The organism is Shewanella sp. QJM3NY_23 (assembly GCF_056173105.1).
Map to the genome: position 1 here is coordinate 751081 of NZ_CM149657.1, position 21030 is coordinate 772110.

Genomic DNA, 21030 nt, shown 5'->3' on the forward strand with positions numbered 1-21030 from the left:
TTAGCCACAGAGCGCACATTTTTGTAAGTTATAATCGTTTTTATTTAAGTTTCGATTTAGGTTAATCCTTGATAATTATCTGATTAAGGCAAATGAGATAACGAATGATTTTAGGTTTTGCTCGACGTTGGTCACTGATCAGTTATTTGGTAGCAGTCATTTTAACACTGCCACTGTTAGCCATAATTGTGCAGGCTGCTGTGCCAGGTGAGTCTATTTTTGCCCATCTACTCGATACCGTATTACCCACATACATTTTCAATACGCTGGCGTTAATGCTTTGCGTCTGTATTGGCGCTGTGGTGTTGGCACTGCCTGCGGCTTGGTGCATTGCCCGCTGTGACTTTCCGGGCCGCCAACTTTTTCAGTGGGCATTGTTGTTGCCTTTAGCTATGCCAGCCTATGTTGTGGCTTATGTATATACCGACTTGCTCGACTATGCAGGCCCTATTCAGCGGGTTTTGCGTGCCGTGTTTGGTTGGCAATCGCCCCAAGACTATTATTTCCCTGATGTGCGTACCTTGATGGGCGCAGCAGTCATGTTAGCCTTAGTATTGTTTCCCTATATTTATTTGTTAGCTCGCACTGCATTTATGGAGCAATCCTCAAGCTTACAACATGCAGCTCGTGTAATGGGGTGCTCGCCATGGCAAAGCTTTTGGCGCTTAAGTTTACCCATGGCAAGGCCCGCATTAGCCGTTGGCGCTTCACTGGTCGCGATGGAAACGGCAGCTGACTTTGCTACCGTCAGTTATTTTTCGGTGCCGACACTGACTACCGCGGTATATGACACTTGGCTAGGCTATGGCAGTTTATCTGCTGCCGCTAAGTTATCGGCGATTATGCTGTTGGTGATTTTTTGCATGATTGGCAGTGAGCGTTTTGCGCGTCGTAAGCAGAAGTTGTTTCAGAAACAGGCCGAGCTTAATGAGCGTGACCGTTATCCGTTATCCGCACCAAAAGCCTGGCTAGCCACCTTATACTGCGCTGGTTTATTAGTGCTGGCTTTTCTATTGCCTTTTGCTGTGCTTGTTAGTTACGCCTGGCAATACTTTGAGGTCAGTTGGCACGACGAATTTTTACAATACAGTTTTAACAGTCTTTACATTGCGTTACTAGTGGCCATGATCACAGCAGTTATTGCTGTGGTTCTGATGTTTGTTAGGCGTTGTAGCCCACGGCGCAGCGACCTATTACCGTCGCGCTTAGCGTCTACAGGATATGCGCTACCCGGTACCGTGCTGGCGATAGGGATTTTGGTGCCGCTCACTTATATGGACTTTGCCATTAATGATATTTACACCTACTTCGATGCCTCTGGGCCTGGTTTGCTGTTAAGCGGCAGTGTATTTGCGTTAATTTTTGCCTTTTCAATTCGATTTGTCGCCATTGCTATTGGCAGTGTAGAAAGCAGTTACAAGCGGATAAGCCCAACGCTGGATATGGCTTCAATCACTATGGGGTTAAAGCCCAACGCATTACTGCGTAAGGTGCACCTTCCTCTGTTGCGAAAAGGCATTTTTGCCGGTGTGTTGTTGGTGTTTATCGAGTGCATGAAAGAACTGCCTGCGGCGTTATTACTCAGACCCGTCGGGTTTGAAAATCTCGCCACTTACGTATATCAGTTTGTATCAGATGAACAGCTAGAACATGGGGCTTTGGCGGCTATTGTGATTGTATTTGTTGGTCTTATTCCGCTGATCTATTTAAACCGTTCTTTGGAGCATAATACTTAAATGTCGACACTCAATATCGAAGATGTTCATAGTGATTACCAAGGCCTGGTGATTTTAAATGGGCTCAGCCTTAATATTCAGCGGGGAGAGATTGCTGCGCTGTTAGGGCCAAGTGGCTGCGGTAAGACCACACTGCTCAGGGCGATTGCTGGGTTGCAACCTATCTCTGCTGGCCGAATTAGCATTAATAAGCGGTTGTTGTCGGGAGATGAGCACTTTGTGCCGAGTGAGCAAAGAGAAGTGGGGATGATTTTCCAAGATTATGCATTGTTTCCCCATTTAACGGTGGCCGAAAATATTTTATTTGGGGTCAAAGGATTAGCTAGCGCTGAGCGGCAATCCAGATTAACTGAAATGTTAGCTCTGGTGAAACTTGATGGCTTAGAGAAACGTTATCCACATGAGTTATCGGGCGGCCAGCAACAGAGGGTATCGATTGCCCGTGCTCTGGCGTATGAGCCTGAGTTATTGCTGCTCGATGAGCCCTTTTCTAATATCGATGCCAAAGTGCGCAATGAAATGATGCTGGAGATCCGCAGCATTTTAAAACAGCGCAACGTCAGTGCAGTTTTTGTGACTCACAGTAAAGATGAAGCCTTTGTATTTGCAGATAAATTAGCGCTTTTTAATCAAGGTGCCATAGTGCAATATGGTTGTGCAGAATCCCTTTACAGTGCCCCTGCCGATAAATATGTCGCTGAATTTTTAGGCGAAGGTAATTATCTTGCCGCTCAAGTGGTTGACGGTTTTACACTCTCTACGCCACTCGGAGAGATTGTCAGCACTGCGCCTATGTTGTTTGATGTGGGGCATAGTGGCGAACTTTTGTTGCGACCAGAGCAAATCGATATTCATGCCAATGAGCAGGGGGATGGCATGATAATCGAACGACGTTTTTTAGGCTGTAATTGTCATTATCGAGTCTTGGTCGGTGCACAACGTTATGATGTTCGCAGTGCAAAAAACGATTTAGCGCTTGGTCAACGGGTTCAATTAGAGGTATTGCCGCATTCGTTGGTCTTATTGTCACATCCTGAGTAACATATTTATAACTCGCAGTGGTTGTTCTGGTTAATAAACGTTAATCTAGCTATTAATATGGTTTCTTTTTAACGGTTTGTGGGTTGTGTAGTACTATTTATCGCTAAAGTTTTGGACAATATGGCCGAAATTGAAACTGACAAAGGTAGGGTCTATATGGATAGTCAGGTTATGCCACGTGAACAGTTAGGTGTGTGTGCCGAAGGAAATTTGCATAGCGTATATTTGATGTTTAATGCCGAGGACGGTGTGGAATCACAATTACGTCCTTGTGTAGCCAATGTTGCGCAGTACATTTATGAGTTATCGGATCAATATGCCGATAGCGCCTTTAATGGTTTTGTCGCGATTGGTGCTAATTACTGGGACAGCTTATACCCCCAGTCTCGTCCAGCTCAATTGAAACCGTTTCCGGCGATGAATGCCGATAATCGAGATGCCCCTGCACATGAGTATGATCTCTTTATTCATCTGCGGTGTGACCGTTATGATATCTTGCACTTGGTGGCTAATGAAGTGTGCCAGATGTTTGAAGGTTTAGTTGAGCTGGTCGATGAGGAACGTGGTTTTCAGTTTATGGATGCGCGGGATCTTACCGGCTTTGTCGATGGTACTGAAAACCCCAAAGGGCGTCACCGCCAAGAGGTCGCCTTAGTTGGGGATGAAGATGCAACCTTCCGTTCTGGTAGTTATGTGCATGTGCAAAAATACGCGCACAACCTGAGTAAATGGAATCGACTTCCTCAGAAAAAGCAAGAAGATATCATAGGTAGAACTAAAATCGATAATATCGAATATGCCTCGCAGGATAAGCCTCTAACCAGCCATACTAAGCGGGTTAATCTGAAAGATAGCCAAGGGCGTTCGATGGAGATCTTAAGGCAGAGTATGCCTTATGGCTCAATGAAAGAGCAGGGGTTGATGTTTATCGCCCTGTGTCGTAATTCTGAGCATTTTGAAAAAATGCTCCACAGCATGATCCACGGTGATGGTGCTGGTAACCATGATCACTTAATGCACTTTACTCAAGCACTGACGGGATCGGCTTTTTTTGCTCCTTCGCTAGATTTTATGCAAAATGCAGCCACCGAAAGTGACGAGTGAATAGCGGCAACCTATTGTTCGTTGCGCCATTGATTAACTACAGTCCCCCAAGTCTGTTGACTCTTTTTTATCGCGCAGTGGTTCAAACTGGTGCGCAAAATGAGTAGCCATCAAAAGCATGCTGCAATAAAATTCGCCTTAATCGGCTTTACCAAGTCTTTTTAGCAGACTGGTTAAGCATCAAAAGCGATAAAATCTTGCATGCTGATTAAATGCCGACAAGAGAAACTTGTCGGCATTTTTATATGATTTTAAGTGACACTGGCTTTGATTGATCATTAACGGCTAAATTGGAGCCAGTGTTTTGGCATAAAAAAGACGCCATTGGCGCCTATTTTTCAGTAAATCGTAATTAGTCTTGATCCAGAATCTGTCATTTAACTGCCAAAATAGAGGCTATTGATTCCTTGAGCTAGCGTGCTATAAAACGCATATAACGAATTAATCGGTATAGTTAAATAATGACTTTATTGTGTTGAACGTTTTACCAACTTCTTGAATATTAGACGGGCAGATAAAAATCGTGTCATCACCAGCAATGGTGCCCAATATTCCCTCTGGTTTACCTATAGAATCCAGCAGTCTAGCGATTAACTGCGCAGCTCCAGGGCTGGTTCTCACCACAATCATAGATTGATTATGGTCGACATCAAGTACGAGGTTTTTCAATGGGCTGCCAGCCGTAGGCACACCTAGTTCTGCAGGGAGGCAGTAAACCATCTCTTGTTTAGCATTACGTGTACGCACCGCGCCAAACTTACTTAGCATGCGCGAGACTTTCGATTGGTTAATATTGTTATAACCTTCGGCTTGAAGCGCATTGACGATTTCGCTCTGAGAGCCAAAGCGTTCCTCTTTTAAAATAGCCTTAAAGGTCTTAACGAGTTCTTCTTGGTTTTTATTGGCTTGCATAAATTTGGCATTCTTTTATTCGTAAAATTGGCTCATTGTGAATAGCTATGCAAAGCAAGTCAAGCCTTACTCGTTGTAGATGAATAAACATTCACTCATTATTGCTGGTGATCATGTAAGTATCGAGGCCGCAGCGATAGGTATCCTTTTCATTTAGCATTATTAATGATGATAAAGGTGGCGGCTGCATCTATGTGTGTTAAGTCAAACGGTTATCAATTAACCGCTAATACATGCACTTTTCGAGGTTATTTATAAAATATCTTGCTACACGACTAAGGGATAATTGAATTATTGATGTGATTGCAGTAATGTTGCGCCATCTGTGAATTTAGATCTATGTCACATAATAACCAAGAATTAACGGAGATAACTATGAAAGTTGCTGTACTTGGTGCCGCTGGTGGTATTGGCCAGGCTCTTGCTCTACTGCTTAAAACTCAATTGCCTGCCGGCTCTAAATTATCCCTTTACGATATCGCGCCAGTGACCCCTGGTGTTGCGGTTGACTTGAGCCACATCCCTACAGCGGTTGAAGTCAAAGGATTTGCGGGTGAAGACCCAACACCAGCACTAGAAGGCGCTGATGTGGTACTTATTTCTGCAGGTGTTGCGCGTAAGCCTGGTATGGATCGCTCAGATCTATTTAATATCAATGCGGGGATCGTTAGAAACCTAGTCGAAAAGTGTGCGGCAACTTGTCCTAAGGCGCTTATCGGTATTATTACCAACCCAGTTAATACGACAGTGGCAATTGCAGCTGAAGTTCTAAAGGCTGCAGGCGTATATGATAAGAATCGTTTATTTGGTGTAACCACCCTTGATGTTATTCGCTCTGAAACCTTCGTGGCCGAAGCTAAAGGCTTAGATGTTGCTGATGTAAAAGTCAATGTCATCGGTGGTCACAGCGGTGTGACCATTCTTCCTCTGCTGTCTCAAGTTGAAGGTGTGACCTTTAGCGATGAAGAAGTCGCAGCTTTGACTACACGCATTCAAAACGCGGGTACCGAAGTCGTTGAAGCTAAAGCCGGTGGCGGTAGTGCAACACTTTCTATGGGGCAGGCGGCGTGTCGTTTTGGTCTTTCATTGGTTCGCGGTCTGCAAGGTGAAGCCAATGTTGTGGAATGTGCCTATGTTGATGGCGGCAGCGAGCATGCAGCGTTTTTCGCACAGCCAATCCTACTTGGTAAGAACGGCGTTGAGCAAGTGCTGGCTTACGGTGAAGTAAGTGAGTTTGAAGCCAATGCGCGTGATGCCATGCTAGATACCTTAAAAGCTGACATCAAGCTAGGTGTTGAGTTTGTTAAGTAAGCACTACTTGTTAGGTAAGTGTTAAGTAAGTATTAAGTAAGTATTTAAGTAGATAAAAAAATGGAGCCTTCAGGCTCCATTTTTTTTATTATCACTAAAGGTCGTATTAGTGATTACGCGCAACGGCGATTCTAGCGAGCGATATTAGCGCTTGCTTGTAGTCACTCTCGGGGAGTACTTCTAAGGCGCTAATGGCCTTATCAGCCTCTTCTAGCGCTCTTTGTTCAGTATATTTGAGAGCGCCACATTGCTTGAGCGCATTGAGAATCGTCTCAATATGACCTGAGCCATCTCCTTGCTCAATCGCTTGACGAATTAAAGCTTGCTCTTCATCAGTACCATTAGCTATGGCATAGATAAGCGGTAACGTTGGCTTGCCTTCGGCCAAATCATCCCCAATATTCTTACCTAGCTCTTCGGTTTCGGCGGTATAGTCTAATAAATCATCGGTGAGCTGGAATGCCGTGCCCAAAAATTTACCATAGTCAGCTAATGCGGTTTGCACCTCAATACTGCTATCAGCTAATACCCCTGCTAAACGGGTCGCAGCTTCAAACAGTTTTGCTGTTTTGCAGTAGATGACACGCATATAGCTTTCTTCCGTGGTGTCAGGGTCGTTACAGTTCATTAGCTGTAACACTTCGCCTTCGGCTAACACGTTGGTGGCATCGGCCAGTACTTCTAATACTTGCATGCTACCCAGCTCGGTCATCATTTGAAACGAGCGAGTATATAAGAAATCGCCCACTAACACGCTCGCACTGTTGCCAAAAAGCGCATTAGCTGTCTCTCGACCACGTCTTAGCATTGACTCATCTACCACGTCATCATGCAGTAATGAAGCGGTATGAATAAATTCAACGATTGCGGCAAGCTTGATATGAGCTTTGCCTTCATAGGCAATCGCACGGGCGGCCAGAATGGACAGCAGTGGGCGCATTCTCTTGCCCCCGCCGTTGATAATATAGAATCCAAGTTGGTTTATTAGGGCTACATCTGACTCCAACTGTTTATAGATCAGTTGGTCGACGGCTTTCATATCAGCATCAGCCAGCTGACGAATGGCGTTCAAATCCATATTAGGCTCTACTTCTAGTGGTATTACGTAATTCAGGCAGCCCAAATTAAGGCAAAAATGTTATAGTATTGAGATTCTACCTAAAAATGTCGAGTAAGACATTATTAGAAGACTAATGTGAGAGTAATTCCGATCTTTTTTTGATCAAAGTGAATTAGGGCTTGTCAGCCTAATCAACTTAGCGTAAACTCCGCGACCATTGTCATTAAAGCTTTTATAGCGCCCAGCCTAACATTAAAAGGTCTGCGTGCTTGAAATATCGGAGTAAAATAGCTATGTACGCTGTTTTTCAAAGTGGTGGTAAGCAGCACCGTGTTGCTGAAGGCCATACAGTTCGTCTAGAAAAATTAGAAGTCGCTACAGGCGAAACTATCGAATTTGACCAAGTTCTTTTGGTTGCTGATGGTGAGACTGTACATGTTGGTGCACCTTTAGTTGAAGGTGGTAAGGTTGTTGCTGAAGTTGTCAGCCATGGCCGTGGCGAAAAGGTAACTATCGTTAAGTTCCGTCGTCGTAAGCACCACGATAAGAAGATGGGCCACCGTCAGTGGTTCACCGAAGTTAAAATTACTGCTATCAACGCTTAATAGGAGTCTAACTCATGGCACATAAAAAAGCTGGCGGTTCTACTCGTAACGGCCGCGATTCAGAAAGTAAACGTCTTGGTGTTAAGCGTTTCGGTGGTGAATCAGTTCTTGCTGGTAACATCATTGTTCGTCAACGTGGTACTAAATTCCACGCAGGTGTTAACGTAGGTATTGGTCGTGACCATACTCTATTTGCACTAACTGATGGTAAAGTTAAGTTTGAAGTTAAAGGTCCTAATAACCGTAAGTTCATTAGCATCGAAGCTTAACTCTTAGTCCACCTAAGATAGTTTATAAAGCCCTGCCTCTGGTAGGGCTTTATTGTTTATAAATCTGGTGAAATGAGCCGGTTACGCTGCTCCAGCACCAGTAACACATTGCAGCTTCAAACCTGTGAATCTCGTTTGAAGTTCAATATAGAAATTGTTTTTTGGCGGTACGATTAGATTGGCAGTATAATCGGTCTATTGTGTGGTGCCTGGAGTTGGTATGAAGTTTGTCGATGAAGCTGTGATCAGAGTTGAAGCTGGTGATGGTGGTAGTGGTTGCGTCAGTTTTAGACGTGAAAAATATGTGCCTGATGGTGGCCCAGACGGTGGTGATGGTGGTGATGGTGGTAGTGTTTATCTGCAAGCAGATGAAAACCTTAACACCCTGATCGACTACCGCTTCGAGCGCTTTCATTTTGCCGAGCGTGGTAAAAATGGTCGCGGTCGTGATTGTACTGGCCACAGTGGTCAAGATCTTATCCTTAAGGTGCCTGTCGGGACGCGCGCCATTGATGAAGAGACCCAAGAGGCATTAGGCGATCTCAAGACCCATGGGCAAAAACTGCTGGTGGCAAAAGGCGGCTTCCACGGCCTAGGTAATACGCGCTTTAAGAGCAGTACCAACCGTGCGCCAAGGCAGAAGACTCTTGGTACACCAGGTGAAGTACGTAGCTTGCGCTTAGAGCTAATGCTACTCGCCGATGTAGGCTTACTGGGTATGCCAAATGCGGGTAAATCAACCTTTATTCGTGCCGTGTCTCGTGCTAAGCCTAAAGTCGCTGATTATCCATTTACCACGTTAGTGCCTAACCTTGGTGTGGTGACGCCACGTCATGGGCAAAGTTTTGTGATTGCGGATATTCCCGGCTTAATTGAGGGCGCTGCAGAAGGTGCAGGTTTGGGTATTCGCTTCTTGAAGCACCTCGAGCGTTGCCGAGTGCTGCTGCACATTTTGGATATTGATCCTATCGATGGCAGCGACCCTGTTGATTCAGCCCGTGCTATTGTGGCCGAGCTTGAAAAGCATTCTCCATTGCTGGCAAGTAAGCCACGTTGGTTAGTGTTTAACAAGACTGATCTGCTCCTTGAAGAAGAGATTCAAGAGCGAGTAGAGCGAATTGTTAAAGAGTTAGATTGGAAAGGCGAAGTCTTTACTATCTCTGCGTATAACCGCGAAGGTACCCAAGAACTTAGCTTGAAGTTGATGGACTTTATTGCTGCGCTACCAGAAGAGGTAGAAGCGGATCCTGATGCTGAAGTTGAATTCAAGTGGGATAATTATCATCAACAGACTCAAGATGTTGTCAACGAAGATTATGATGGCGATGACTTGGATGATGATGACTTTGACGATGATGATTATGATGTTGAGATCATCTATCAAAGGTAAGCTTAGCTTATTATCGCTTTCATTCTGAGAACCACGTGTACGCAGATACTCAAAATGATATTACTCGGCAAGTTGTCCGGGTTGCCCAACTTTTGCTAGCCTATGGCGCTGAATCTGAACTCATTGAAGAGATCAGCCAGCGCCTTGGTTTGGCATTAGGTTTGGCCAGTGTTGAAATCTCTATCTCCTCTAATTCCCTCGTGCTAACCAGCTTAGTTCATGGACGGTGTATTACCACTACGCGTCGAATTCGCGAACATGGCATTAATATGACCATTATCTGCGAACTACAGCGCATCTGTTTATTAACTGAGAAGGGCATATACGGCTTAAATGAAGTGCGTAAGCGTGTGTCACGTATACGACCTAAAAGCTATCCTAAGCGCTATTTAATCCCCATGATTGGCTTATCCTGTGGCAGTTTTTGTCACCTATTTGGTGGCGATATGGTAGCGATAATAATCACCATCTTTGCCGCTTCGTTGGGGATGTTTGTGCGCTTAGCCATTGCCAAGCGTCATTTCAATTTATTGGTGAACTTTGCCGTCACCGCCTTTGTGACAACCTTAGTGGCGCAAATGGGCTATCACTTTGATCTCACCAGTACACCTAAGTTACCTATGGCAGCGAGTGTGTTGATGTTGGTGCCAGGCTTTCCGATGATTAATGCGATTTCAGATATGGTTAAGGGACACCTTAACGTGGGGATCTCGCGTTGGGGCCATGCCACTTTATTGACTGTCTCCTCGGTGATTGGCATTACTATCGCGATGCAATTAGGTGGGTTATTCCTTTGATCGAACTCTTACTCAAATTAGCAAACGATGCGTTATTTTCATCGATACCCGCGGTAGGTTTTGCCATGGTATTTAACGTGCCTAAACGCTTTTTACCTTATTGTGCGTTAGCCGGCGCAACGGGCCACAGCGTCAGAACCTTGTTATTACATATTAACTTGCCTATTGAATGGGCCACGTTCGTGGCGGCTGCATTGGTCGGCGTATTGACGATTAGCTTTGCCAAACGTCATCTTGCGCCGCCTTTAATGTATGCTGTAGCGGCTATCATACCTATGATACCTGGGACTTATGCCTACAATACCGTCATTGCGTTAGTGCAACTGTCTGCCCAGTCGCAGGTGAGCCCCGAGTTGACTGCTGAAGTGATCAGCAATGGGTTAAAAACGGTATTTATACTCGGTGCGCTGTCGGTTGGCTTGGCGATGCCCAGTCTACTCTATTTTCGCACCCGTCCTGTCATTTAACCCTGTTGATTTAATCCGTTCTAATTGAAGCGGCCTAGACCGTTGGAGCTACTATGAAAATTGCTATGATTGCCGCGATGGCCAATAACCGCGTCATTGGAAAAGACAATCAGATGCCATGGCATCTGCCTGAAGATCTGCGCCACTTTAAGGCTATGACCATAGGTAAACCTGTGGTGATGGGGCGTAAGACCTACGAATCTATCGGTCGTCCGTTACCGGGGCGTCACAACATTGTCATTAGCCGTCAGGCCGGTCTCACCATTGAGGGGGTCACTTGTGTAACTTCATTTGAGGCTGCGCTGCAAGCGGCTGGTGAGTGCGATGAGCTCGTTGTCATTGGTGGTGGCCAGTTGTATCAGGCGCTACTGCCTAGAGCCGACAAACTTTATTTGACTGAGATTAATCTTGATGTTGAAGGCGATACGTTTTTTCCTGATTGGGACGATGGGTCGTGGGAACGAGTGACCACTGAAGCGCATACGAATGAGAAAGGTTTAGAGTATCGCTTTATCAACTTGGTAAAAAAATGTTAAGTTGTGGGTGCTATCCTGAGTAGTCTTTAGCGTAAATGTTACCGTTTATGCTATTGAAAAAAATAATAAATATTATAGGAGTACCCAATGCGTCTGTTACCTACGACGATTGCTGTGATGTTAGTGGCCTCATCTTATGCTGTGCCAGTAAAAGCCAACGATCAACTTGCTGCAAATATTTGTAATTACGTGCAAGCGGATGATAAAAATCGCTTACGTAAAAAGCTGAAAGAGACTCGTGTAAAACTGCGTAACGTCTACCAAGATATCTCCTGCGATGGTGATAGTTTGTTACGCTTTGCGATGAAAAGTAGCGCTAATGACGTAGGAGCATTCGTCGCTAAGCGTCTTTCTGCGGATGATTTAGCGGCTAAAGAGGCGGATGGACAAAATATCCTCGAATGGGCCGAAGCTAATGGTTATAGCGCGTTGGTGATGACCTCTGCAATTAAAGAGCGTCTTGCTGGAAGCTAACCTTATACCTAATCTAGAGTTATAAGTATCAAGCCATAAAAAACCGGACTAATTGTCCGGTTTTTTTATGGGGTAATGTGTACTAACAGTCAAACTCATTACGTCATTGCTTGATTCGATGTGCTGGATAAGGCTTTCCTTTTATTTGTCTCTCTGTGAATCGCTAATCATACTTCAGCACATGTTGGTACCTACTAGACTTTAAATTCGCCTACAGAGGCTTGTAGCTCCTCGGCTAATCGTGCCACCTGATGGCTCGACTGCGCAGTTTGATCTGCACCTATAGCGGTTTCTTCTGAGATTGCTGCGATATGCTCAAGCTTCTCAGACACCTGTTGGCTGACGATGTTTTGTTCTTGCGCTGCATTAGCAATATGGGTGCCTGAATCATGGGCACGGTGCACTGCATGATTAATGCTTTCGAGCGCTAGATTAGCTTGTTCTGTTTTCTCAACACAATGGCTGGCTTGCTCTCGTCCAAGCTCCATCACAGATACTGCTTGCTGCGCACCTTGCTGTAATACTTCAATCATCTGCTGGATTTCTTGAGTCGAGTCTTGTGTGCGCGAGGCTAGGCTGCGAACCTCATCGGCGACCACTGCAAAGCCTCGGCCCTGTTCGCCAGCTCGTGCGGCCTCGATAGCGGCGTTTAATGCCAGTAAGTTAGTTTGTTCTGCAATACCGCGGATCACATCTAATATCGAGCCAATTGCGGCGCTGTCAGAATGCAGTTTATTGATCACCTGCCCGGCTTTGGTTACTTCATCAGCTAAGGCTAAAATTGTACGCTTATTGTCATCGGCAATGGTACGCATATGCTGAGCTTCTTCATCGGCATTTTTAATTTGGCTAAGGGCCTCATCGGCACTGCTGGTGACTTGCATAGCACTAGAGCTTAACTGCGTCGTCGCCGCAGCGACCTGATCGACCTGATTTTTCTGCTCCTGAATTCCTGCAGTGGTTTGCGCTGTGATGGCCGATGTCTGCTCTGCCGCAGCGGCCAGCTGATTAGATCTATCCAAAATGCCTTGAATAAGAGTACGTAAACTATCGACCAAGCGATTACAGTTGCGCGATAACTCGGAAAATTCATCATGGCCCGAATCATCCAATTTATGGGTGAGGTTGCCTGATGCTAGAATATCGAGTGCATTATTGACTTCGCCTAATGAGCGTGTCAGTGGACGGATCACCGCAATACTCACCATGATAGCGACAATAATCGCAATCACAACCAGTGCCATGGTGCTATAGCTGGCGCTATCGATATCATTTATTGCATTGTTGCTGATGGTTTGTGAGATGTTCTCAATCGACTTATTCAGACTACTCATGCTTTTATTTACTGCATCGACGTCGGTTTCTACTTTACTTAATAGATCGGTCGCAGCCATGTCAAAGTCGAGTTGTTTTCCTTTTTGTACTTGGATGGCATTGGGGCCATCAAGCATAACAAGGACTTTTGCTGCCTCTTGGTTAATATTGTCGAGCATCTGCTGATCGATAACGCCTTCCCAGTGTCGACTGACATAGGCTAATTTGTTGCTGGCATCGCTTAAAATATAACCTAACTCTTTGGTAATGGTGTCATATTTAGATTTGCCTTTGGTATTAACCAGATCATAACTGCTGGTGATGAGGTTACTAAAGCTGTTATCGATATTGCTGGCGGTGGCGGCTATTTCACGCTCGGTAGGATCTTCGCTGATCTCCAGATCGATAAGATCTAGCAGCAATGAGGCGGTATCATCGGCGGCTATTTCCAGATCGTCGAGCTTAGCAAGTAAAGCTTCTTGAGTTTGTAGCGACTGTAAACGCGCCGAAATCATTTTTTGACTGTCATCTTCAAAAGCTTGATAGCTATTTTTAAGCGCTGAAATTTGCGTATCGAGTCCTTGTCCCTGTTGGTGCCCTTGAATAATGGTTTGTAAGTTACTTAGCTCGCTGATAAATGCTTTTGAGTCATCGGCAAACTTTGCTTGGATCTGGGGTAATTGTGCCGAGTGAGTACTGTGGTAAGCCACTAATAGTTGTTTTTCTTGCAGGGCAAGGCTTTGTGTAAGGTGGTTACTACTTTCAAGTGCGGGAAGGCTTAGCTCTTGCAGTATTAATGTGCTGCTCTTGATATTGTTATTGGTGATTAACGATGCAACGCCTAATGTGATTAGCAATAAAGTTACAACGCTGAATCCACCAATCACTCTTGTAGCGACGTTTAATTTCATAGGGGACTCCATTTTTTGTTGTTATATCCCTAATTGCCAATATATGCATAGGATGGGCAGGGGCTTGTTCTAGCTCTATCGGCCAGTAGTACTTTAGCTTAACCTTTTTTTAACCTTTTTTGTGTAATTTTTTGATTTGATTCTAAGTGCCATAGGGTTAAATGTTGACCCCAGCAACAACCAGTGTCTAATGCTTTTAGTGCTGGATGAGCCACTTTCCCCATTAATGAGGCCCAGTGTCCAAACACTAAGGTGTGGGTTTGCGCCGCTAAATTGGGAAGTGCAAACCATGGCACTAAGCCTGGGTGACTGTCACTGTCGGGGGGCTGTTTACAGTCGAAGTCTAAACGACCGTCATGGTGTAAATAACGCATACGGGTGAGAGCGTTAATACAATAGATTTTTCGCTCAAGCGCCGGCATAGATAATGACCAAGTATCGACATCATTGGTGTACATCTTGGCGATAAGCTCGGTTAAATAATCGGGGCGTTGTAGGGCTTCATGTACGCTACGGGCTTCTTGTATGGCGGTTTGTGCGTTCCATTGCGGTGGCACACCCGCATGGGTCATCAGTAATTTGTGTTCACTATGTTGTCGCACCAGTGGCTGTATTCTCAGCCAGTCGATCAGATGGTTAATGTCGCTGGCCGCGAGCAAAGCGTCAAGTTTGTCACTGGGTTTAGGGCGCTTAAGTTTGCCATGTAAGGCTAGCAAATGCAGGTCATGGTTACCCAGCACAGGTTGAGCAGCGCCATCTAATGATTTGATATACCTTAATGTTTCTAGTGACTTATCACCTCTGGCAACCATATCGCCAACCACCCAAAGCTCATCTTTTGATGGGTTAAAATCGACCTGACTCAATATGGCTTGTAGTTCATCAAAACAGCCTTGTATATCGCCGATAAAATAGGTGGCCATCAATTACTCATTTAGTTGGAGGATATAAGAAGTTAAGTACGCTAGTGTATGAGCCCGGGCGCAGCTAAGCGAAAGGGCGCGATGGGGGCTTTAAATTCACGGCCATCTTTTGTGACCATCACATAATGACCTTCCATCACGGCGAAAGGGGTCTCACACACGGTACCACTGGTATATTGGTAGGCGGTGTTCGGTGCAATGGTTGGCGTTTCGCCGACCACGCCTGCACCTTGCACTTCGCTATAATGACCATTGGCATCGGTAATACACCACATACGGCTGATTAGGGTGACGTCTTGCTCACCTAAATTGATAATAGTGATTGTATAGCTAAAGAGGTAACGGTCTTCTGCGGGGGATGACTGCTCTTCGATATATTCAGTTTTAACCTCAATTTTAATTGAGGATTCAAGTGGTTTCATTGAATGTCCTAAATGTAACAGAGAGTGCGGGGAGCTATTCCCCGCGAAGAGACTTAGCCGTTTTTCTTGTCGATGACTAAGTTAGCCATGGCAACGTACTGCTCAACCGTTATCTGCTCTGGGCGTTTGGTCGCATCAATATTGAGCGAAGCAAAGTCTTCATCAGATAGCATCTGTTTGAGATTATTACGCAGCGTCTTGCGGCGCATATTAAATGCGGTCGTACACAGGTGTCTTAATAAGTCGACATCTTTACATGGCCAAGGCTTATTCTTATAAGGCACTAAGCGTACTACGGCCGAGTCAACTTTTGGCGGTGGGGTAAAACATCCCGGTGGCACCTCTAACACAGGCATCACTTGGCAAAAATATTGCGCCATCACCGTTAGGCGACCATAGGCCTTAGTGCCGGGCGAGGCCGATAGACGCAGCACCACTTCTTTTTGCAGCATGAAGTGCATGTTTTCAATATGCTCTGCAAACTCAAATAGGTGGAACATTAATGGTGTCGAGATGTTGTAAGGCAAGTTGCCAAACACCTTCATCTGCTTGCCTTCTTCCACGAGCTGGTTAAAGTCAAACTTAAGCGCATCACCTTGGTGGATCTCGAGCTTATCTTTAAGAAATGGATGGGTTTTAAGGCGTTCCACCAAGTCTTTGTCTAGTTCAACTACGGTCAGCTTATCAATGCTTTCGGCAACAGGTTCTGTCAATGCCGCTAGGCCTGGACCAATTTCAACCATGACATGGTCATTGTCGGGGGCGATAGCGCCAACAATTCGATTGATCACATTGCTGTCGGTCAAAAAGTTTTGTCCGAAGCGCTTTCTTGCTGTGTGGCCTAAATGTACTTTATTACTCATTACTTCTCTTTTTGTGACTCGTTCGTAGTGGCTAATTCAATAGCCTTGTTTAACGCGCAGACAAAGCTACCTATTTCGGCTTCACCTGTGCCAGCAAGGTCTAATGCCGTGCCGTGATCGACTGAGGTGCGAATATAGGGCAAGCCTAAGGTGATATTAACCGCACTACCAAATCCTCGTGACTTGAGTACTGGCAGGCCTTGGTCGTGATACATGGCCAAGACAACGTCGGCATCTTCTAAATATTTTGGTTGAAATAGGGTGTCAGCAGGCAAGGGGCCCACAAGACTCATGCCTTGCTCACGCAGCTCTTCTAATGCAGGGCTGATAACATCTATCTCTTCTCGGCCTAAGTGGCCATCTTCTCCTGCATGCGGATTGAGTCCGCAGACATAAATTTTGGGGTTTTGTAAGCCAAATTTGTTCACCAAATCATGGTGTAAAATCTTGATGATTTGATGCAGGCGATCGCGAGTGATCGCTTTCGACACATAAGCTAGTGGAATGTGAGTGGTTACTAACGCCACTTGTAATCCGGGCGCAGCCAACAACATTACCACATCTTGGCAGTTTGCCTGGTGGGCAAAAAATTCGGTGTGGCCACTAAATGGAATACCCGCTTGGTTAATAATGCCTTTGTGCACAGGTCCGGTGACAACGGCATCAAAATCGCCGCTCATGTTCTTTTCGCCAGCGTAGCTTAAGGTTTCAATGACATAGCTGCTGTTTTTTTCGTCAAGCTTGCCGCAAACGGACTCGGTGACCAAGGGAAAAGGTACTATGGTCAGTGTGCCTGCTTCTTGAGGTTTAGGTGCTTGATTTGGCTGAAAAGGACGCAGCTGGATCGGCAAGCCAATTTTTTTGGCTCTGGCTTTTAATAACGCCGGATCGGCACAAACAACAAGCTCAGCGGGCCAAGCGCGCTGAGCAAGTTGGATGACTAAGTCTGGTTCCACGCCAGCGGGTTCGCCCGGCGTGATTGCGATACGTTTAGTCGTCAATATGATTAACCTCGGTTAAAATCGGCATCAAATACTTCAATGTAAGCTTCAGCTCGCATCTCATCCAGCCAGTTTTGCAGTTCTTCATTAAACTTGCGGCGGAAAATCAGTTGATGGGCCCGATTAGTATTAAACTTGTCTGTCGCATCTGTTTTACGTTTTTCTTCAAGCTGCACTATATGCCAGCCATGACTGGAGCGGAATGGTTCGCTGATCTCGTTAACGTCTAGTGAGTTGAGGGTTTGTGCAAATGCAGGCACATAAACCGCAGGATTGGCCCAACCTAACTCACCACCTTTGGCGGCAGAACCTGGGTCTTCACTGTATTGACGCGCTAAATCGGCAAAATCGACATCACCGGCACGCAGTTGCTGCACAAAGTTGTCGAGCATGGCTTTAGCGCGCTCTTCCGATAGGATTGGCGATGGTTTTATCAGTATATGGCGAGAGCGGACTTCATCGATCTCTTGGGTTTGTAGGCCGCGCGCGTCCATTACCTTGATAATATGGAAACCAGCACCGCTACGAACAGGGCCAATAATGTCATTGGTTTTAGCACCCGTGAGTAGTTCTGCAAATAGAGTCGGCATTTCATTGACGTTCATATACTCCCAAATGCCCCCTTCAAGGGCTTTAGGGCCAGCAGATGAAGCAATGGCTGTTTGCTTAAAGTCGGCGCCATCTTGCAGACGTTTCAATACGATATTAGCCCGCTTACTGGCACTGTCTAACTGTTCGCTGTTGGGGTTACTTGGCACTTCAATTAAGATGTGCCCAATTTGAAACTCCACCTCCTGCATGCCTTGTTCTTCAATCAATTTAACTAGGCTGCTGATCTCTTGTGGCGACACTTGAATACGGCGCTGAACCTGAATACGTTGAATTTCACCTAAGGTGATCTCTTCACGTAGTTGTTCGCGATATTGCGCCCAGCTCAACCCGTCTGCAGCAATTTTAGCTTGCATGTCGGCTACGGTGATATTTTGTTCTTTAGCAATATTCTCAATGGTTTGATCTAACTGTAAGTCACCAATGTGTAGGCCAATACGGTCTGCCATCTGTAACTGCAAGCGGGTCATGATCAGCCGCTCAATCACCTGAGTACGCAAGGCTTCGTCAGACGGTAACGCTTGGCCTGCGGCTTTAGCGTTGGCTTTAACTGTGTTAAGCATGTTGGTGATTTCGCTTTCCAGCACAATCCCTTCGTTAATTTGTACCGTCACACGGTCTAATGGCTGTGCGGCCATAACGCTGTGGCTCATCGCCAATGTGAGTAACGCAATAATCAGTTGTTTACAGGGTCTCATCCACAAAAATCCTTGGCATATTGAGGTCGTTTGTCATTGTTGACCGACCACTTAATTCGATTATTCTGATTGGACTACAAGTCCGTATCTAGGTTCAGCAAAAGAGTAACTAATTTATCTTATCCTAGTTTTTCAGGTAGAGCGGCTTACGATAATTAAACAGACCATCATCGAGCATATCAGCCACACCTAATGGACCTGAGCCACCTAAGCCTTTGATAACAAAATTCAGATAGAAGCCATGCTCAAACAGTTCTCGGTCATCAAAGGTGGGTTCTAAATCATCATCGTAGTTGGTCTTAATGCGATAATGATAACTTAAGCGCAGCGCCCAGCAACAAGATTCGTATTGAAATCCGGTATAGGTTTCGACACTTCGGCTTTCATTGAGGTCATAATACCAGTTGCCAACAATATACAAGTTGTCACTGATTGGCCATGCGCCGCGCACACCTGTTTGTGACACATTAACCGACTCATTAGTATTACTGTTAATTAAATCAGGTACATATCGGTAACTTAGTTGGAGTAGTTTATTGGTTTCTGGTCGAAAATCTAATGTGACTTCGCTCTTTTTATTATCGCTATTTTTGGTGTCGTATTGAATCGCGCCGCTCATAAACCAATCATTGTATATTTGAGTATTTAACTCAGCCGCCAATACCGAGTTGGAGGTATTTTCTTGTTGAAAATATTGGTTAGGTTGCGATGCTTCGGTTAGGCCGACTTTACTGTCTTCAAAGTAATAAATTTGGCCAATACTGAACTGGAAGGTTTCACGGTTATGCTCATCAAACAGGCGCGTGGTCAATCCCAGTGTCATTTGATTAGCATCGGCAATACGGTCGAGGCCTGAAAAACGACGATCGCGAAACAGACCATAGTAGTCATCTTGCAGCAATGCGGTATCGTAGATGCCGATTTGCGATTGATCTTCATAGCCGACATATAGATATTGAAATTGGGGCTCTAATGTTTGACGGTAATTGACATTAAAGTAGTCGGTATAACGCTCAAAATTAATCTGTCCGTGAATACGCACTTGCGGTAAGGTACGGCTTACGGTACTGGCTAGCTCAGAGTTGGGGTTATTATCGGTATCTTGCCAGTAGTTGGTCTGCAGCAGTTTAAGCTCGCTGGTTAATGAGCCCGCTGGGCCATGGATTGGCAAGGATATACTGGGTTCTAAGTGCAGGCGGTTGGCGCTATTGTACTGATTGTCTTTATGACGAAAGTTGGTCGCCTCGGCCAATAGATTAACATCTAAGCCACTCCACAGCTCTGGACTGCGGTAATTGAGCCCCACTTGTGGCATCACTTGATACGGCGATTCATCTTCGCCTAATACCTTAATATCTTGCACTCTGGCAGTGATATCCCAGTTATTTTCAAAGTAGGCTATCTCACCAATGCGCGACAATTGGTTATCGGTGGCACGCAATACGTCCGATTTCAGATCGTTAAAGTAATTGTTGTCAGAGACATCGGTAAAATTGGCTAACACACGCCAATTATCATCAATCGCGCCTTTATGTTGCCAGTGATATAAGTAACGGTCAGAGCGATTTGTCAGCAAGTTGTCGTTGGCTAAATATTCAATATTTAAACCGCCTTGCTGGGCTTCACCGGTCAGATAACGGAACTCCGTTTTTAAGAACAGGCCGCGTGCCGACATATAATGCGGCGTAAAGGTTAAATCGTATTCGGGAGCGATATTCCAATAATAAGGGGTTGCAAGTTCAACCCCATTAGTGGTGCTGGTACTAAATAACGGAAACAAGAAACCTGATTTGCGTTTATCTGAGACAGGTATCGTCATGTAAGGCAGATAAAAAACCGGTACGCCAGCAATTCTTAACTTGGCATCCCACAGCTCACCCCACTCTTCGGTGCTGTCGATTTTGATGGTTTCAGCTTCGAGCAACCACGAGGTATCGCCCGGTGGACAAGTGGTGAAGTTGGTATTGGTCAGATGTAGGTTATTATCTTGAGTAATTTCCAGTTTTTCTGCATCGCCATGTATCTGTTGGCCATGTAGCCAATATTGGGCGCCGCTTAACTCGGCGCTATTGGTGCGCATTTGCGCGCTCAATGAGTCGGCGGTGACGGTAAACATACTGTCTTGGAACACCAAGTTGCCATCTGCATCTAAGCGTTGATTGGCTTGATCTAACGTCGCGTTATCGGCAGCAATGTGTCGTCCACCTTGACTGAAAGTGACATCGCCCGTGAAAGTGGCCTTATCGCCTAATTTAGCCTCTGTGGTGTTTGAAACGATTTTTATCTGTTGTAAATCAAGTGGCACATCAGCGCTATGGGCCGCTGGAATAGGCACAGGAGGTTCCACAAGACATTGTGTGTCGGTATCGACGGTGCGATCTAATTCGTCTGCTAAGACTAGGTGTGGAAGCAGTGTTAAAGCCAATAAGTAACGGATATGCATCTTTTATCGTTTTTGTGATTTCTTAGTCTAGACAAATTATCGGAGAGAATAGTTGCATCTATCTGCGCAAGCAACCTAGCAAAAGAGATAGAATCATCTTAATTGCTGTTTCCATTTTGCTTTATAATAAAGCAATTTTCGCTT

The 21030-nt window shown here is 45.3% G+C and carries 20 protein-coding genes; 11 read left to right on the forward strand and 9 right to left on the reverse strand.

What is annotated here, in order from left to right; all coding sequences use genetic code 11:
* The first annotated feature begins 104 nt into the window (after positions 1-104).
* The 3 genes from AC0VXX_RS03480 (at position 105) to AC0VXX_RS03490 (ending at position 3881) form a co-directional block, all read left to right on the forward strand.
* Positions 105-1736 carry an ABC transporter permease gene (locus tag AC0VXX_RS03480; RefSeq protein WP_475515928.1) on the forward strand — a complete coding sequence of 544 codons (1632 nt, stop codon included), beginning with the start codon at positions 105-107 and terminating at the stop codon, positions 1734-1736.
* A complete protein-coding gene (locus tag AC0VXX_RS03485) occupies positions 1737-2777 on the forward strand; it encodes an ABC transporter ATP-binding protein (protein WP_475515929.1) in 1041 nt (346 codons plus the stop codon).
* Positions 2778-2933: 156 nt separating this feature from the next.
* Positions 2934-3881, forward strand: coding sequence for a Dyp-type peroxidase (locus AC0VXX_RS03490; RefSeq protein ID WP_475515930.1), 948 nt, complete (start codon positions 2934-2936; stop codon positions 3879-3881).
* A gap of 441 nt (positions 3882-4322) precedes the next feature.
* Here the strand turns inward: AC0VXX_RS03490 and argR are convergent, their stop codons facing one another.
* Positions 4323-4793, reverse strand: a complete 471-nt coding sequence (argR, locus tag AC0VXX_RS03495; RefSeq protein WP_110455958.1) for a transcriptional regulator ArgR — start codon at positions 4791-4793, stop codon at positions 4323-4325.
* 375 nt (positions 4794-5168) lie between these two features.
* Here argR and mdh point away from each other — a divergent pair, with 375 nt between their 5' ends.
* Positions 5169-6104, forward strand: a complete 936-nt coding sequence (mdh, locus tag AC0VXX_RS03500; protein ID WP_475515931.1) for a malate dehydrogenase — start codon at positions 5169-5171, stop codon at positions 6102-6104.
* Between the two features lie 106 nt (positions 6105-6210).
* On the opposite strand, the gene ispB is transcribed toward mdh, so the two are convergent.
* The gene (ispB, locus tag AC0VXX_RS03505) at positions 6211-7182 is read right to left on the reverse strand and encodes an octaprenyl diphosphate synthase (RefSeq protein WP_475515932.1); all 972 of its coding nucleotides are present in this window, start codon (positions 7180-7182) and stop codon (positions 6211-6213) included.
* 275 nt (positions 7183-7457) lie between these two features.
* Between ispB and rplU the strand changes: the two genes are divergently transcribed.
* From rplU to AC0VXX_RS03540, 7 genes are all read left to right on the forward strand, one after another.
* Positions 7458-7769 carry a 50S ribosomal protein L21 gene (rplU, locus tag AC0VXX_RS03510; RefSeq protein ID WP_033537952.1) on the forward strand — a complete coding sequence of 104 codons (312 nt, stop codon included), beginning with the start codon at positions 7458-7460 and terminating at the stop codon, positions 7767-7769.
* Positions 7770-7783: 14 nt separating this feature from the next.
* Positions 7784-8038, forward strand: coding sequence for a 50S ribosomal protein L27 (rpmA, locus tag AC0VXX_RS03515; RefSeq protein WP_007650346.1), 255 nt, complete (start codon positions 7784-7786; stop codon positions 8036-8038).
* 220 nt (positions 8039-8258) lie between these two features.
* Positions 8259-9428, forward strand: coding sequence for an Obg family GTPase CgtA (gene cgtA, locus AC0VXX_RS03520; RefSeq protein ID WP_110455961.1), 1170 nt, complete (start codon positions 8259-8261; stop codon positions 9426-9428).
* A 35-nt stretch (positions 9429-9463) separates the two neighbouring features.
* On the forward strand, positions 9464-10225 hold the full coding sequence (locus tag AC0VXX_RS03525; RefSeq protein WP_475515933.1) for a threonine/serine exporter family protein: 762 nt from the start codon (positions 9464-9466) through the stop codon (positions 10223-10225).
* The gene (locus AC0VXX_RS03530; RefSeq protein ID WP_110455963.1) at positions 10222-10692 is read left to right on the forward strand and encodes a threonine/serine exporter family protein; all 471 of its coding nucleotides are present in this window, start codon (positions 10222-10224) and stop codon (positions 10690-10692) included. The genes AC0VXX_RS03525 and AC0VXX_RS03530 overlap by 4 nt, the downstream gene beginning before the upstream one ends.
* Before the next feature lie 53 nt (positions 10693-10745).
* Positions 10746-11228, forward strand: a complete 483-nt coding sequence (folA, locus tag AC0VXX_RS03535; protein ID WP_475515934.1) for a type 3 dihydrofolate reductase — start codon at positions 10746-10748, stop codon at positions 11226-11228.
* An 87-nt stretch (positions 11229-11315) separates the two neighbouring features.
* Positions 11316-11702 (forward strand): DUF3718 domain-containing protein, encoded by a 387-nt coding sequence (locus AC0VXX_RS03540; RefSeq protein ID WP_475515935.1) that lies wholly within the window; start codon positions 11316-11318, stop codon positions 11700-11702.
* Between the two features lie 194 nt (positions 11703-11896).
* On the opposite strand, the gene AC0VXX_RS03545 is transcribed toward AC0VXX_RS03540, so the two are convergent.
* The 7 genes from AC0VXX_RS03545 to lptD form a co-directional block, all read right to left on the reverse strand.
* Positions 11897-13927 (reverse strand): methyl-accepting chemotaxis protein, encoded by a 2031-nt coding sequence (locus AC0VXX_RS03545; RefSeq protein WP_475515936.1) that lies wholly within the window; start codon positions 13925-13927, stop codon positions 11897-11899.
* A 98-nt stretch (positions 13928-14025) separates the two neighbouring features.
* Positions 14026-14850, reverse strand: a complete 825-nt coding sequence (locus AC0VXX_RS03550; protein WP_475515937.1) for a symmetrical bis(5'-nucleosyl)-tetraphosphatase — start codon at positions 14848-14850, stop codon at positions 14026-14028.
* 41 nt (positions 14851-14891) lie between these two features.
* The gene (gene apaG / locus AC0VXX_RS03555) at positions 14892-15272 is read right to left on the reverse strand and encodes a Co2+/Mg2+ efflux protein ApaG (protein ID WP_475515938.1); all 381 of its coding nucleotides are present in this window, start codon (positions 15270-15272) and stop codon (positions 14892-14894) included.
* Positions 15273-15325: 53 nt separating this feature from the next.
* The gene (gene rsmA, locus AC0VXX_RS03560) at positions 15326-16135 is read right to left on the reverse strand and encodes a 16S rRNA (adenine(1518)-N(6)/adenine(1519)-N(6))-dimethyltransferase RsmA (RefSeq protein WP_475515939.1); all 810 of its coding nucleotides are present in this window, start codon (positions 16133-16135) and stop codon (positions 15326-15328) included.
* A complete protein-coding gene (gene pdxA / locus AC0VXX_RS03565; protein WP_475515940.1) occupies positions 16135-17136 on the reverse strand; it encodes a 4-hydroxythreonine-4-phosphate dehydrogenase PdxA in 1002 nt (333 codons plus the stop codon). Before pdxA ends, rsmA begins: the two co-directional genes overlap by 1 nt.
* A gap of 5 nt (positions 17137-17141) precedes the next feature.
* Positions 17142-18443 carry a peptidylprolyl isomerase SurA gene (gene surA, locus AC0VXX_RS03570; RefSeq protein ID WP_475515941.1) on the reverse strand — a complete coding sequence of 434 codons (1302 nt, stop codon included), beginning with the start codon at positions 18441-18443 and terminating at the stop codon, positions 17142-17144.
* 124 nt (positions 18444-18567) lie between these two features.
* Positions 18568-20886: an LPS assembly protein LptD gene (lptD, locus tag AC0VXX_RS03575; protein WP_475515942.1), complete on the reverse strand. Its 2319-nt coding sequence runs from the start codon at positions 20884-20886 to the stop codon at positions 18568-18570.
* Positions 20887-21030: the final 144 nt, after the last annotated feature.